This window comes from Hymenobacter sp. YIM 151858-1 (genome assembly GCF_025979705.1).
Classification (GTDB): Bacteria; Bacteroidota; Bacteroidia; order Cytophagales; family Hymenobacteraceae; genus Solirubrum.
Map to the genome: position 1 here is coordinate 361,215 of NZ_CP110136.1, position 14,908 is coordinate 376,122.

Here is a 14,908-nt window from a genome sequence, read left to right on the forward strand (position 1 = left end):
TGCGGGGCCGCCGAACTTTGGGTTCGGCGGCCCCGCTGCTTTACCTGATTATTCGTTTGTGCACCTAGGGCGCGGCGGCGAAGGCGTCAGCCGCAGCCGCCGCAATCGTTGCACGGAATCGTTGCTGACGCCGTGGCTCCCCCTCTCCACGATGTCGCGCATCGAGCGAGGCAGGGGGCCGTGCCCCGTAGGGGTCCCGTGAGGCCCCGGTAGAGCGAGCCGCACTACCCGCACGGACGCGCTCAAACCCGCACCTTTTGCCGCTTCGGCTCCCGATCGAACCGCTCCAGCACCAGCGGGAAGATGATGATTTCGCCGAACAGCGCCGCCGCTACCGATACGGCCGTGAGCACGCCGAACAGCTCCACCGTTTTCAGCGAGCCGAAGCCCATTACGGCGTAGCCGGCAAACAAAATAAGGCTGGTAAGCACAATGGTGGGCCCCACGTGGGTAATGGTGCTGAGCCGGGCCTGGTGCGGCGACTGGCCCCCGAGCCGGGCCTGCCGGTAATGGTGGATGTAGTGCACCGTATCATCGACGCACAAGCCCAGCACAATGGCCCCGATGCTGGCCGTGGCCGTGTCGAGGGCAATGCCAAACCAGCCCATTACGCCAAGCAGCACCAGCACCGGAAACAGGTTGGGCACCACCGTGAGCAGCGCCAACCGAAAACTGCGCACGTACAGCCACACCAGCCCGAACACCATAAAGGCCGATAGCATTAGGCTGTTGGTTTGCGAGGTGGTTACGTACTGCACAATGCGGGCGTACAGGGGCTGGTAGCCCGCCGGCCGCACCGCGGCCACGTTGCCTAGGGTGTTGCGAGCCATGCGCAAGAGCGTGTCGGTTTTGGCGGTGAGCTGCCGCGCCGAGAGCATAGCGCCCGAAACGGTGATGCGCCCGGTTTGGCTGGGCTGGTGCATAAACTGCGCGGCCAGCTGCGGGTAATCGGCGGTTAGCTGCGCGTGCACTTTCCGCAGCAGGCTTTGGCTGCGGAGCGCCGCGCGGCCTTTGCCCGGAAAGCGCGTTTCCAGTCCGGCTTCGTAGAGCGACTGAAAACCGAACACGCGCCCCACGCCGGGCAAGGTACGGGCCGAATCGGCGAAGGCAGCGGCGGCCTGCACCACGGCGGCATCGGCGAGTTGGTGGCCGGGCTTGGGCTCGATTAGCAGCTCCAGGGGCATATAAGGGCCCCAGGTTTTTTCCATGGCCTGGTGGTCGCGCACCACGGCGTGGTTCCGGGGGAAATAACCCAGGGTGTAGGTATCGGCTTGCAGCCGGGTAGCGCCGGCCGCGGCCAGCAGCACCAGGGCCACTGAGGCCGCCGCAAATACGCCTTTGCGGCCGAGAATTACCTCGTAGAGCCGCGCCAGCCCCGCGCTGGTGGTGCGCGTGGCCCTAGGTGCGGGCTTGGCGTGGGGCAGTATCAGCACACCCAGCAGGAAGGTGAATAGCAGGCACAGGGCAATACCCAGGGCCGCGAACAACCCGAAGTTTTGCAGAATGGCCATGGGGCTGGTAACCAGCGCCAGAAATCCCGCCACCGTGGTAAGCATGGTAGCCAGGCAAGGCGAAAACGTGTTGCGCAGCGCCCGCAACGCCGACTCCTGCCGCGACATACCCGGTGCGGCCAGCAGGTTGCGCTCGTTGATGACGTGCATGGCATCCATGAAGCCCAGCAGAATCAGCACCACCGGCAGCAGCACCGTCATCAGGGTCAGCCGGTAACCTAGGGCGCCGTACACGCCCAGCGTTACGTAGGTGGCCAGCCCCACAATGCCCAGCACGTAGAGCAGCAGCCAGCCGTTGCGGTAGAGCAAGGCAAACACGGCAAACATCAGCAGGTAGCCCAGGCCCAGAAAAAAGCCGAAATCCTGCTGCGACAGGGCATTCAGGCCGGCGTAAATCACGCCCACGCCGCCCAGGTAAGCATGCTCGCGGGGCATGTGGGCGTACACCGTGCGCTGCACGGCGGCCACAATGTCGCCGCGCTGCGCATCGAAGTCGGGCAGCTGGCGCATGTGCACCAGCAAGCGCGCCGTGCGGTAATCGGGGCTGAAAAGCTGCTCGCGCAGTACCGCGTGGTTGGCCAGCAGCTGCCGCACGTCGGCGGGCTGGGTGTGGGTCCCGAGCAAGGGTTGGGCGCTGCCACCTAGGGCTGCCCGCGTGGGCACCACGGCATTGCCGGGCCCGATTACGCCCGCCACCGCCGGCAGGCGCTCCAGCGCCTGGCTAAGCCGCCGGAAGCGCCGGAAGTACGCGGGCGTCAGCACCGACTGCTCGCCGTGCACCACCACAATGATTACTTCGTCGTTGCCGAAGCGCTGCTGAAAGTCGCGGTAAGCCTGCAGGCTCGCGTCGCCTTCCAGAAACCAGGCCTTCAGGCTGTTATCAACCTGCACGGCCGCCCGCACGCCTGGCCACAACAACGCGCACATCACCAGCACCAACCCGAGCAGCCAAAAACGAAATTTGTGTAATCCCTCGATCATGTGGGTGCGATAGGGCGGCCGTGGGTGTAATTTGCTTGCCATGAATTGGCGCCACTTTCCTGCTTACCTGCACGAGCGTTTTCCGCTCGTCAACATGGCTTTGTTTGCCATCTTGTTTCTCACGGTGTTGGCCGTGGCGCAGGCCACGCAACCCGCAAAACCGGCAGGGTTCGGCCCGCAGGAAGCCGTGGGCATTCTGGCTACAATATCCTTCTTTTTCCGGCTCCGGGTATTCGACGAAATCAAAGATTACGCCTCCGATCTGGCGCACTTTCCGCACCGTGTGCTGCAGTCGGGCCGCGTTAGCCTAGGTCAGCTGAAGCGCGTGGCCTGGGCAGGGCTGGTGCTGGAGGCGGCGTGGTCGGCGTGGGTGGGCTGGGGCACGCTGCTGGCCTGGGCGCTGGTGGTGGGCTACAGCCTGCTGATGCGCTACGAGTTTGGCGTGCGCGAGTGGCTGCGGGCCCGGCTGGTGCTCTACGCCTTCACGCACCTGCTCATCATGCCGCTGATTATCGGGTGGGTGTGGTCGGCCTACGCCGCGCGGCCGCTGCTCTCGGTGCCGTTGCTGCTGCTGGCGCTGCTCAGCCTGCTCGGAGGCTTGTCGTTCGAAATTGCCCGCAAAATCAAAACGCCCGAAGCCGAGCGCGCCGGCGTCGATTCGTACTCGCGCACGCTGGGCTACGCGGGGGCCATCGTGGCCGTGCTGGTGGTGCTGCTGGCCGGGGTGCTGGTGCAGGGCTACTTGCTGAATTTGCTGGCCACGCGCCTGTGGCCCTTTGCCCTGATGGGCGTGCTGTACCTGGTAACGGTAGGCACCTACCTGGGCAGCTTGGCCAAGCCGCGCACCAAAACCCTGAAAGTGGCCGAGCTGCTGGTGTCGCTGTTCATGCTCACGAGCTACGTGTCGATTATCGTCGAAATTGCCGGCCGGCTCTGGTAAGTTGGACGTGTGTCTGAAAATATTGAACGTCATGCTGCGCTTGTCGAACCGAAGGTCGGCGTAGCCAAGCATCTCTACCGCTTCGTTTGCAACCGTCACGGAATGTCATGTCGAGCTTGCCGAGACATCTCGCTTGCTGACGCCGGGTACTAACCGCCCCCCTCTCTTTTGGAGAGGGGCCGGGGGTGAGGTCCAACGTGAGAAGGTCCTTCCTGCGTCAGGATGACAATACTATTCGGCGAGGTGCCTGGCTACGCCTTCCTGCGGTTCGACGGGGCTCAGCAGGACCGACCCAAACGTAAACTCTCCGACCTTTATCCATCCGCCATTTGCCTCAGCAGCAAGCCCCGCCGCGCTGCCCTTAGCTCACTTCTGCATGATTCTGACCTCCGCCGAACCGCAGCCCCCACGCCACGCCGTGGGCGGCAAAGCGGCTGGTTTGTACCGTTTGCAAGCCACCGGCATGCGCGTGCCCGATTTTGTGGTGCTGCCAGCCGAGCAATTCGATGCGCTCTTCCTAGGTATCAGCACCGACGAAGCTGGCCTGCAGCGGCGCCGGGAAAAGCTCCTGCACTTTCGCCTCGGCGAGGCCGAGCGCAGCACGCTCTCGGCTCAATTGCAGCAGTGGAATTTTCCGCAGCAGCCGGTGGTGGTACGTTCCTCAGTAGCCGATGAAGACGGCCAGCAGGCAGCCTTCGCGGGGCTGATGGACACCTTTATGAACCTCACCACGCCCGAAGAGGTGGAGCAGGCAATTGCGCGCTGCGCCGCCAGCGCGTACTCGGAGCGGGCCGTGGCCTACCGCCGGCAAAAAGGCTTGCCGCTGGCGGCGCGCCCGGCGGTTATCGTTCAGCGGCAAATCACGCCTGCGGCCAGCGGGGTGCTGTTTTCCACCTTCCCCGAATATCCGCAGGAGCTGGCGGTGCATGCCGTGTGGGGCTTTGGCGAGGGGCTGGTGAGTGGCGCCCTCGCGCCCGACGAGTTCTACTTCAGCAAGCAAACCGGGCAGGTGCACCGGCAAACCATTGCCAGCAAGGATCAGCAGTACGTGGCGCGCCCCGCGGGTGGGCTTCTGGTGCAGGCCGTGCCGCCCCCGTTGCAGCACGAGCCCTGCCTGAGCGCCGCACACCTAGGGCAACTGTTCGGTATCGGTACGCAGCTGGAGCAGGCCCTGGGCGGCCCGCAGGACGTGGAGTTTGTGGTGGCGGGCGAGCAGCTGTGGGTGGTGCAGGCGCGGCCCATTACGCAGCCCATTCCGGAGGTGGTGGTGTACGACAACTCCAACATTCAGGAAAGCTACTGCGGCGTAACCACGCCGCTTACCTTCAGCTTTGCGCAGCGCGCCTACGCCACCGTGTATCGCCAAACCATGCACGCGCTGGGTTTGCCCGCGGCCCAGATTGCGGCGCAGGAGCCGGTAATAACGCAACTGCTGGGGCTGGTGAAAGGGCGTATTTACTACAACATCAACAACTGGTACCGCGGCCTGCAGCTGCTGCCTTCGTTTCGGCAAAACAAGGCCGATATGGAGCGCATGATGGGCCTCGAAGAGCCCGTTGATTTCGTGCAGACGCAGGAGAAAACCCTGGCGGCCAAGTTGCGCATGGCCCCGCGGCTGGTGCTCAACCTCTCGCGGTTGCTGTGGGCCTTTTCGCGCCTGAACGAGGCCGTGCGGGCGTTTCACGCGCGTTTCGAGCAGCATTACCGGCGCTTCTACCGGTTGCAGCTAAGCCGGCTAAGCGCCGATGCCTTGCTGGCCGAAAAAAAGCGCCTCGACGACGAGCTGCTCGGCAACTGGAGCACGCCCATCGTCAACGATTTCTACGTGATGATGACCAACGGCCGGGCCGTGCGCCAACTGCAACAGGCCGGCGCCCCCGAGCCCGAGGCCCTGCTGCGCCGCTACCTGGCCGGCGACCAGGATCTGGCCAGCACGCAGCCCACCAAGCACATGCTGGCCCTGGCCGAGCAGGTGCGGCCCAATGCCGCGCTGCGCCAGCTCATTTTGGCGCAGCGCAGCGATTTGCCCGCCCAGGTGCAGCAGCTAGCGCCCGCGTTTGCCGAGCAGGTAGCCGAGTTCATCAGCCGCTACGGCGACCGTACGGTGGGCGAGCTGAAGCTGGAAACCCAAACCATGCGCACCAACCCGCAGATATTCTACCAATACCTGCGCAACTACCTTACCGCCGAGGCGCCGGCCACCCTAGGTACCCACGGCAGCCAGCAGGTGCTCGGCCAGGCCCAGGCCGAAGTAGAGGCTTTGCTGCAGGGCAAATCGTGGGTGCTGCAGCGGCAGGTGCGCCGGCAGCTGCGGCAGCTGCAGCAAGCCATCCGGCACCGCGAGTCGCTGCGGCTGGAGCGCACACGGCTGTTTGGCATGTACCGGGCCTTGTACCTGGCCATAGGCGTAAAGCTTGCCGCTGCGGGCCTGCTGCAAGAGCCCCGACAGATTTTTTACCTCACCGAAGACGAGGCCACCTCTACGCTAAAGGATGGCTTTCTGGCTGATTTGCCGGCTACCTTGGCCACGCGGCAGCAGGAGTTCAGCGCGTACCAGCGCGCCGATGTGCCTGCCCGCGTGGTTGTACCCTCGCCGCCGCTCACGCCGGCCGAGCACGACGAAACCAGCGAGGCTGCCATGCGCGGCACGGGCTGCTACCCCGGCCAGGCAAGCGGCGAGGTGCTGGTTATCACCTCGCCCGAAGACAACCTAGGCGTGGCCGGAAAAATCGTGTGTGCGCTGCGCACCGACCCCGGTTGGGCGGCCCTGTTTCCGGCCTGCCGCGCCGTCATCATCGAAAAAGGGTCGTCGTTGTCGCACTCGGTTATTCTGCTGCGCGAGCTGGGCATTCCTACCATCATCAACGTGCCGGGCATCACCAAGCGCCTGCGCAGCGGCCAGTTCGTACGCCTCGATGGCGCCACGGGCGAAATAGAACTGATGTAGCCCTGAGCAGTGCTCGGTGCAGGCGGGGCAGGCGCCAATGCGGTAAGGGGCAAAGCCGCGCACACTGGCGCGGGCCACCAGGGGCCCTGGCGCGCCAGTGTGCGGCTACTTAGTCGTGGGCGTTCTTTAGGGCTTGCAGCTGCTGCCCCAGGGCCTCAATCTGCGCTTGCTGCTCTTTCATGGCTTCCACCAGCACGGCGGTCAGGCGCCCGTAGTCAAGGCTTTGGTGGCCACGCGCATCGGTGCACACCAGCTCGGGGTAGTGCTCGGCTACCTCCTGCGCTACCAAGCCCACCTGTGGGTCGGTGGCAAACCGCTGAGCCGGAAACTCCTTGGCGCGCCACCGGAAGCGTACGCCCTGCAGCGCCAGCACCTTGCCCAAGGCATTTTGCAGGGGCTGCACATCGGTTTTGAATTGCGCATCCGAGAGCTGGGTGATAGCGCCGCTGGCCAGTACGTCGCCGATTACGTGCAGCGTAGCCTGGGGCGCGGGCGTGCCAATGCCCACCCGCACGGCATGGGGCCCCGTGCCACCTAGCACCAAACTGTTGCTTTGGCTAACCTTTGCGCGGAAGCCAATGGCGCCCGCGTTTTGCAGGTTGCCCTCGCTGGGGCCTGCCCAAAAGCCAAGGGCTATGTTTTTGCTGCCGCTGGTATTGGATGCGCCGCTGGCCGCCCCCACAAAGGTGTTGTGCTCACCCGTCGATTCGATGCCGCTGGCCGCGCCCAGGTAAGTGTTGTCGTTGCTGCTGGTGTTCTTGATGCCGCTGTTGGCGCCTGCAAACGTGTTGTTTTTGCCGTCGGTGTTGGCTTGGCCACAAGCCGAGCCGGTAAAGGTATTGGAGCTGCCGGTGGTGTTGGCCTTCCCGCTATTGCGCCCGCAAAACGTGTTGCTGATGCCGGTAGTGTTGGCCGTTCCGCTTGCGCCTCCCACAAAGGTGTTGTCGAGGCCCGAGGTGTTGCTCCGGCCGCTGTGCGTGCCCACAAAGGTGTTGCCGCTGCCTGTGGTATCGGCCGTGGCGGGGCCGCTCCGATACCCCAAATACACATTCCGGTTGTTGTGCTGGCCCAGGTTCAGCCCACCTTGGGCCGTTACGCCCACGCCTATAACGCCGGCGGCAAGTTCGTGTCCGCTGCCCGTAACGGCCGATCTGCCAATGTTCAGGGTCGGGTCGGCGAGCGGGGCCTCGGCCGCGTTGGCACGCCGCTTTTTCCGGCCGTTGGCTCGGCCGTTTTTGCTGTTTGACTTCAGCCACAAAGCGGCCAGGGCAGAGCTAGCCAAAAGGGGTAGGGCATAAGCCCAGGGTGCCGTGCTTCGCATAGGATTGAGGGATAACGTGAATACTGCGTGCAAATCGGCGGTAATGAATGTGTATTTTTTCGTGCTGTCAATATGATTATTTCGGTTTGGTGTGCCTCCGCGGAAAATGATCCGGGCGGGCAGGGGCGTGGCATGGTTAGCACCCCAACAGCTGCCCGGTTCCGTATTGGCGCGTGCCGCGCCAGCGCCGAGTGCTGCTCAGCGCTACCTTGCATCCACCATGCCTCAGCTACTCCGCATACCTTACCAAGGCCAACTGCCCGACTGGTTCTGGCAGGTGCCGGCGCGCGTTTACCACCACCAGCCTTTTCGGCCCGACGAGAACCCCGCCGTAACCGAGCAGCTTTTTGCGCACGAGGCCACGCGCAACGGCATTGTGCTTTTCGGCCACCACGACGCCACGCTGCGCCTGGCCGGCATCTTTCCCGAGAACAGCCCCGATGCCTACTTTGGCTTTTGGGAAACGCTGCATGATACTGCCGCCAACGAAGTCGCCTTTGCCGCCTTGGCCGAGGAGGCCCGCCAACGTGGTTACAGCCGCCTGGTGGGCCCGCTTAACTTCAGCACTTACCACGCCTACCGCCTGCGCCTGGGCGAGCCGCCCTCGTGGGGGCATTTCGATCGGGAACCCCTGAACCCTACCTACTACTCCGAGCTTCTCGCCCGCCTAGGTTTTCAGCCGATCAGCACCTTCGAGAGCCGACTGATTCGGCCTGAAACCGTGCCCGCGGTGTTTGCCGACAAGGACATGCTGCTGCGGGAACTGGGCAAAATTCCGTACGACTTCATTCCGCTCACGCCCGAAACCTGGGAGCAGCACGAGCACGCTATTTACGAGCTGGTACAAGCCATTTTCGGTGCCAACCCGGCTTATCGGCCCGTGTCGTTCGAGCAATTCCGGCTGCTTTACAACCGCCGTTATGCCGAGCGCCTGTGTCCGTGCACCTCGGTGCTGTTTCGCGACCAGGCCAACGGGCATTTGGCGGCGCTGAGCTTTTGCCACCCCAACTACCAGGCGCTGCAACTGCCTGCCACCGAACACCCCGTGTTCGAACGCGACTTTGCCAAGCTGCCCCGCAAAGTGCTGCTGGCCAAAACCGTAGGCGTGCACCCCGACTACCGCCAACGCGGGCTGATGTCGTACATGGGAGCCTACGGCATGGTGCACTTCCGCGAGCGGTACGAGGAAGTAATCTTCTGCCTGATGCGCACCGGCAATTACTCCCTGCACTTTACCGATGGCCTCGATTACGAGGTGGCGCAGTACGCGCTGTTTGGGAAAGAGCTGTAGCGTGGGCTTTAGCCCGCGTATGCTAGCACGAGCGGCATTGCTGTAGCGCGGACTTTGGCTACGCCGACCTTCGGTTGTAGTCCGCGTCCTCGGATAGTAATTTCTCATTGTGTAGATGATTGGGAATACTATCCGGAGACGCGGACTACAAAGTCCGCGCTACTGCCGCGCAACAAAGAGGAAGAGATGCTTCGGCAAGCTCAGCATGACGCCCTAGGTAAACAACGATGGGTCAACCACCCCCAACCCACGCCGCTCCATTCGCGGAATTCATCTGAGGAGGGGAGCTAGCTCTAGTTTCTGATCTTAGTCGCGACTATGACTTGCGCTTGGGAGCGGAGCGGTTGCAGCTGCGAAAGGGTGTTGAAGTAGCTCTGCACCACGCGCGGCAGGAAGGGGTAGGGGCTGACGGTGTGCGCCATCATATACATGCCCAGGCGGTGAAGGCCGAAGTCGAGGGCGGCCAGGCCGGCAATGTGGTTGAACTCCTCCGCGTTCGGGAACAGGCCCGTGAGGGCGTGCAATTGCTGGCGGTAGTACTCCAGGTAAGCTGGGCGGAGGTGGTAGCGGTCGGCGTCGAGCACGAACGTGAGCAGCTCCACCACATCGTACTGCGGCACGTGGTAGGTGGCCAGCTCCCAATCGTAGGCGCACAACTGCAAACCTAGGGCCGTGCGCCGGAAACAGGTGTTGCGCGGGTTCAGGTCGTTGTGGATAAGCGTTTTCGGGTGCGCCGCCAGCTCAGCCCAATACTCCGGAATGGCCCGGATGGCTTGCTGCAGCTGCGCCGCCTGCGCCGGGCCGTAAAGCTCCGGAAAGTGCGCGGCGGCATTGCTTAGCAACGCTTCCCACAAAGGCGCAAGCGCCTGCATGTATTCTGCGGAAGGCTGATCGGGCCAAACGGTGCGCGAGTGCCCGGGCTGCAGATGGGCGGCATGCCACTCGGCCAAGGCACCTAGGGCCGCGCGCAGGTGCTCGTCGGTCCACTGGTCGGGCGTCATCACCGCGTTCAGCAGCTCCACCTCGGCGAGGTATTCCATCAGAATGGCGTGCACGTCGTGGGCCTGGTCGTGATGCAAGCCCCATATTTCGGGCATCAGCGGGGCCGTGCCGTACTCGGCGTACACCTGCAGCTCGCGCTGGTGGGTGTGGAAAAAGCCGGTGCGAGCGGCGTAGGTAGGGTACACCGCCGCCAGCTCGCCGCCGCAGGCCTGGGCCAGGCTCGTGAGCATGGCCGATACTTCGCGGCCGGGCGGCTTTAGCTTCAGCACCATGTCGCGCGTCAGCAGTTGCCCGTCGGCCTCAAAGGTTACGCGTAGGCCGAAGTGGCCTACCGGGCGGTTGGTTTGGCCGGCCGTGAGCACCACCAAAATGCTGGCCGAGTTATCGAGCGGTAAGGGGCTTACCGCGTGCACCCGAATACCGCGCTCGGGCGCGTGTGCCTGCATCAGCTGCTCGATGAAAGCCGCGGAACAGTAGTGGGCTGCGCTATGCATGGGCCGAAACCAGAGCGGGAGCAGAAGCGGGAGTGGGTACCAGGGCGGTGTCGAGCACGCGCACATCGCGGAAGTAGTAGCAAGCGCCGGGCTGCCGACCTAGGGCCAGCGAGGCGGTGCGGTCGAGGGGCACGCCGGGCACCACGTGGGAGGCGTGCGCTTGCAGCAGGTTCCAGAACACGAGGCGCAGGGGCTGCTGCGGCCGGCTCATGAGGGCGCGGCTGGTGCGCAGGAACTCGGCCGGACTTACGTACTCGAAGATGTTGGACAGGCTGGCTTTGCAGATGTGCTGGCCGGCCTCAGAGAGCAAAAACGCGGTGGCCTCGCCGGTAACTACCGTAAGCTTGCCTTGCTGCAGCTGGGCGCGCAGGCGGTAGAAATTCTGCTGCTGGTAGCAGGGCGGCAGAATGGCCTCGGGCAGGTTTTCGGGCCCGAGAAAGAAGAACCGGAAAAAGAAGTTGTCGCGCAGCAGCTCCGTGGACACGTGCCGCACCAAGCGCCGGTAAAACGCCTGCCCACCCGATTCGGGCGCGTAGCGGAACAGCTTCGTATCGCGGCCGCGGCTAAGGTTGGCGTCGTCGAAGTAGCTGATAAACTGATCCTCGAACGCGGTGCCGTGCAGCTCATCCATAAACCAGCGCCGCTGCTCGGCCAGTCTGTCGAAGGCCGCTAGCTGGCGCACCTTGGCTTGCAGCTCGGGGCTGAGGGTAGGCAGAAAACCTAGCAGGTAGCTTTCGAGCCGACCAGCCGGCAAAATACCCGCCGCGTGGCTCTCGAAAAACGGTGCCCAGTAGGCGCGCAGCTCCTCGGGCAAGGTAGGCTCGAGGGCGTGCCAGGTAGGCAGCACGGCGGCGGGGCCATCGAGGCCGAGCAAGGCGCGCAGCACCTGCGGCTCGTGGTGCAAAATGAGGTACTGCTTAAAGCGCAGCAGGTGGTTTTGCACCGGGTTCAGGTCGATGGCCGTTACGCTGCGCGGTTCCTGCAGCAGTGCGTTGAGGGCATTGCACCCAGCCGAGCTGATGACCAGCACGTCGTCGGTGGCCTGCAATTGCAGCGCTTGGCACAGGGTGGTGCTGCTTTCCCACACCAGCGAGTAGCGGATGCGGTCGAGGGCTACGTTATAGAATTCGGAGTGCATCAGGTGTTAGCGGAGCTGGTCGTAGAGAATCTTGGACAGGTGACGGCGGTCTACAGGCAGATGCCGCCGGGGCAGTACGCGGTTGCAAAGGCCCGCCGGAAAATGTTGAGCCAGCACCGCCCGCACAGCCGCTTCGGAGGCCGTGCCTTGGTAGTAGATGTCGAAGCCGGTAGCGGTGGCGCGGGCTGCGGCGCGCTCAACGCCTACTAGCATTTGCAGCACGTGCTCGATCTGGTAGTGCTGCACGCCTAGGTGAATGGCCTCGTTGCCTTGGCGGCCGGTAAGCCACAGCCGGTTTTGCTCGTCGAAGTAGCCGAAGTCGCCGGTGTGCAGCCACGCGCCCGGCTCGGCAGCCACGTGCGCGCCTTGCACGCACACTTCGCCTACCTGGTAGTGGCTGCCGTTGGGCAGCACCACCGCACCTAGGGGCTGCAGGCGGCAGTTGAGGCCAGCTTGCACGGGGCCCACGCAGTAGCCGCCGCGCGGGTTGGTGGCAGTGGCGGCCGCCCGTACGGCAATGGGTTCGGCCTCGGAAGAACCGTAAATCATGTACACCTCGGCATCGGCAAAACAAGTGCGCAGGCGCTGCAGCAAGCTCTCGGGCACCGGCGAGCCACCCACACCTAGGGCCCGCACGTGCGGCAGGGGAGTGGGGTGCTGCTCGAGGTAGCCGCACAGCGCCGCGAAGTAGAACACGTTGCCCGTAAGGGTTTCGACCTGTGTGGCCAGCAGCTGCCGCACCACGCGCGCGGGTTCGAGGTCGGCTAGCTGGCCCCAGGGCACGTCGGGCAGCACGCTCACGGCACCCACCGATAGGTTATGCAGCAAGATGTTCGGGAACAGCGGGAAGTCGCGCTGACCTTGCCACGGCGGAAACGCCTGCTTCAGCACCTGGTGCTGGGCTGTGAGCACCGCGTGGCTGCGCCGAATAGCCTTGGCCTGCCCCGTAGAGCCCGAGCTGTGCGACACCAGCGCTGGCTGCGTGGGCGGCACGGCTTGCGGCGGCAGCAGTTCGGCGGTGCCTAGGTGCTTGGGTGCCCCGAGCAGGCGCAGACCTAGGCCGCGCGCCAGCCAGCCATACCGCCGCGCCCCTTTGCTCGGCACTAGCGCAGCGCCAACGCCGTTATGGCGCAGCAGCTTCAGCAGCCCTGTGGCCGATGCGCCGGCAGGCGGCAGCACCGGCACGGCACCCAGACTCATAATGGCGAGCAAGCCGCAAATCAGCTCGGCGCCTACGGGCAATGCCAGCAGCACCGGTTGGCCGCCTTGCACGCCCTGGCCGCGCAGCAAGTGCTGGTAGGCGGCAATGCGCAGGCCTAGGTCGCGGCCGGTGTAGGAGGTGCTATGGCCTGCCCTAGCCCCGCCCGGCCACACCAGCAGCACCTGCTCGGCCTGGTGCTGCAGCGTATGGTGAATGTGGTGGTAGAAGTTGGGCAAAGGCATGGCAGTTGAGGCGGCAAATCCGATGACCAAAGCTGTGAAATTAGTAGCACACCACAGCGTCGAATAACGGCCCGTATCTGACTTTTCAGAACGCTTTGATAAGAACACAAAACTGGCTTTACATCGAATCTGAAGCAGATATTGAGGTGTAAAATCAGATTTTTAGGTGTTATAAACCGCTATGCCGTTGCGCACCTCCTGGGGTATGTGCCCCAGGCTCGCCTAACTTGCTGCATGCTTCAGCTCGCGCACATACATCACGTTGCTATTATCTGCTCCGACTACGAGGCTTCCAAGCGCTTTTACACCGAAGTGCTGGGCCTGCAGGTGGTGCGCGAAGTGTACCGCGCCGAGCGCGAGTCGCACAAGCTCGATTTGGCCTTGGGCGAGCAGTATATCATCGAGCTGTTTTCCTTCCCGGCACCGATGCCTCGCGTATCGCAACCTGAAGCAGCTGGGCTGCGCCACTTGGCGTTTGCTGTACCCCACCTCGATGCTGCCCTCGCCGAGCTCGACCGGTTGCAAATAGCCCACGAACCGGTCCGCACCGACGAGTACACCGGCAAGCGTTTCTCTTTTTTCTTCGACCCCGATGGGCTGCCGCTCGAGCTATACGAAGCGTGAGTACGGGCCTGAGTTATCTGTGTGATTGTATGCGTTATGATGCACCGCTTATCTAAAAAACTACTGCTGATTGGCGCCCTGCTAGTAAGCTGGTTCGCTGAGCTTGCTCAGGGACAAACCCCGCCCAAAACGCCCGCCGATTTTGGCTACCGCCACCTGCGCACCACCTTCGGGCGCGACAGCGTAGACGTGCTCGTGATGTCGAAGCCGGGCGAGGAGCAGCAGCGCAAACCCTTGCTGCTGGTGGTGCAGGGTTCCTTGCCCCGGCCGCTGATTGTGCCGCACGCCAAAGGCGCGTACAATGGGTTTGGCTTCACACCCAAGTTGTATACCGATGCCTACCACCTGGTTATCATCGGCAAGCCGGGCATACCGGTGCTAGCCGAGCAAACCGAGCTGCAGCGCAACCTGAGCTATTTCGAGCCCCAAACGCAGGCGCCGCCCGCTGCCTACTGCCAGCGCAACTACCTCGATTATTACGTGGCCCGCAACAATGCCGTGCTCAAGTACCTGATTAAGCTGCCTTGGGTTGATAGCCGCCGCGTGGTGGTAGCCGGGCACTCCGAGGGCAGCAACGTAGTGGCCAAAATGGCTGCTACCAGCCGCCACCTCACGCACGTGGTATACCTCAGCGGCAACCCCCTAGGTCGGATGTCGACGATGGTGAACCAGCAGCGCAACGCCGACCCCGAGGCCAGCGCCGATGAGGCCTTCCGCAACTGGCAGCAGATCGTGGACGAGCCCGACAAAGTAACCTGCGGCCCCGGCGACTCACCCAAAACCACTTACTCGTTTTCGGTGCCGCCCATGCAATACCTGCGCAAAACCCGCGTGCCCGTGCTGGTGGTGTACGGCACCCGCGACGCTGGCGCGCCCTTCTGCGATTACCTGCGGCTGGAGATGATCCGGGAGCAGAACACGCGGGTGTCGTTCAAGGAATACCCCGGCCTAGAGCACAACTTTTTCGGCTTCAAGGATGGCAAAGTTGATTATGAGAACCAGTACCACTGGGACGACGTGGCGCAGGATTTTCTCAGTTGGGTGGAGGGCAAGCCGATGAACGCGATGAAGCCCGAAGCCAACGATAGTGTAACGCCCTAGGTCGGCGGCGCGCAGATGCACAACAAGAGCTAGCTTCAGTTGCACCGCCAAGCTTTGGTTAGCCAGCTTGTACCCTGGCGCACTGGCTGTACTTTGCTTTGCTAAACGGTAAGGG

At 63.6% G+C, this 14,908-nt stretch carries 10 protein-coding genes; 5 read left to right on the forward strand and 5 right to left on the reverse strand.

Annotation, left to right across the window (positions count from 1 at the left end; translation table 11 throughout):
• Window positions 1-242 precede the first annotated feature (242 nt).
• Window positions 243-2,492, reverse strand: coding sequence for an efflux RND transporter permease subunit (locus OIS50_RS01470; protein WP_264692560.1), 2,250 nt, complete (start codon window positions 2,490-2,492; stop codon window positions 243-245).
• A 40-nt stretch (window positions 2,493-2,532) separates the two neighbouring features.
• On the opposite strand from OIS50_RS01470, the gene OIS50_RS01475 reads away from it, so the two are divergent.
• Both OIS50_RS01475 and OIS50_RS01480 read left to right on the forward strand, forming a co-directional pair.
• The gene (locus OIS50_RS01475) at window positions 2,533-3,432 is read left to right on the forward strand and encodes a UbiA prenyltransferase family protein (RefSeq protein ID WP_264692561.1); all 900 of its coding nucleotides are present in this window, start codon (window positions 2,533-2,535) and stop codon (window positions 3,430-3,432) included.
• Window positions 3,433-3,808: 376 nt separating this feature from the next.
• Window positions 3,809-6,379, forward strand: a complete 2,571-nt coding sequence (locus tag OIS50_RS01480) for a PEP/pyruvate-binding domain-containing protein (protein ID WP_264692562.1) — start codon at window positions 3,809-3,811, stop codon at window positions 6,377-6,379.
• 109 nt (window positions 6,380-6,488) lie between these two features.
• Here the strand turns inward: OIS50_RS01480 and OIS50_RS01485 are convergent, their stop codons facing one another.
• Window positions 6,489-7,661 (reverse strand): tail fiber domain-containing protein, encoded by a 1,173-nt coding sequence (locus tag OIS50_RS01485; RefSeq protein ID WP_264692563.1) that lies wholly within the window; start codon window positions 7,659-7,661, stop codon window positions 6,489-6,491.
• Window positions 7,662-7,920: 259 nt separating this feature from the next.
• Here OIS50_RS01485 and OIS50_RS01490 point away from each other — a divergent pair, with 259 nt between their 5' ends.
• Window positions 7,921-8,991 carry a hypothetical protein gene (locus OIS50_RS01490; protein WP_264692564.1) on the forward strand — a complete coding sequence of 357 codons (1,071 nt, stop codon included), beginning with the start codon at window positions 7,921-7,923 and terminating at the stop codon, window positions 8,989-8,991.
• 293 nt (window positions 8,992-9,284) lie between these two features.
• Here the strand turns inward: OIS50_RS01490 and OIS50_RS01495 are convergent, their stop codons facing one another.
• From OIS50_RS01495 to OIS50_RS01505, 3 genes are read right to left on the reverse strand one after another with little or no spacing between them, the layout of a single operon-like run.
• Entirely contained in the window at window positions 9,285-10,487 is a 1,203-nt protein-coding gene (locus OIS50_RS01495) for an aminoglycoside phosphotransferase family protein (protein ID WP_264692565.1), read from the reverse strand.
• A complete protein-coding gene (locus OIS50_RS01500; protein ID WP_264692566.1) occupies window positions 10,480-11,625 on the reverse strand; it encodes a BtaA family protein in 1,146 nt (381 codons plus the stop codon). The genes OIS50_RS01495 and OIS50_RS01500 overlap by 8 nt, the downstream gene beginning before the upstream one ends.
• Before the next feature lie 6 nt (window positions 11,626-11,631).
• Window positions 11,632-13,068, reverse strand: coding sequence for an AMP-binding protein (locus OIS50_RS01505; RefSeq protein ID WP_264692567.1), 1,437 nt, complete (start codon window positions 13,066-13,068; stop codon window positions 11,632-11,634).
• Window positions 13,069-13,302: 234 nt separating this feature from the next.
• Here OIS50_RS01505 and gloA2 point away from each other — a divergent pair, with 234 nt between their 5' ends.
• Both gloA2 and OIS50_RS01515 read left to right on the forward strand, forming a co-directional pair.
• Complete coding sequence (gene gloA2 / locus OIS50_RS01510) at window positions 13,303-13,692, forward strand: SMU1112c/YaeR family gloxylase I-like metalloprotein (RefSeq protein ID WP_264692568.1); 390 nt, start codon at window positions 13,303-13,305, stop codon at window positions 13,690-13,692.
• Window positions 13,693-13,728: 36 nt separating this feature from the next.
• Window positions 13,729-14,793: an alpha/beta hydrolase family protein gene (locus OIS50_RS01515; protein ID WP_264692569.1), complete on the forward strand. Its 1,065-nt coding sequence runs from the start codon at window positions 13,729-13,731 to the stop codon at window positions 14,791-14,793.
• Window positions 14,794-14,908: the final 115 nt, after the last annotated feature.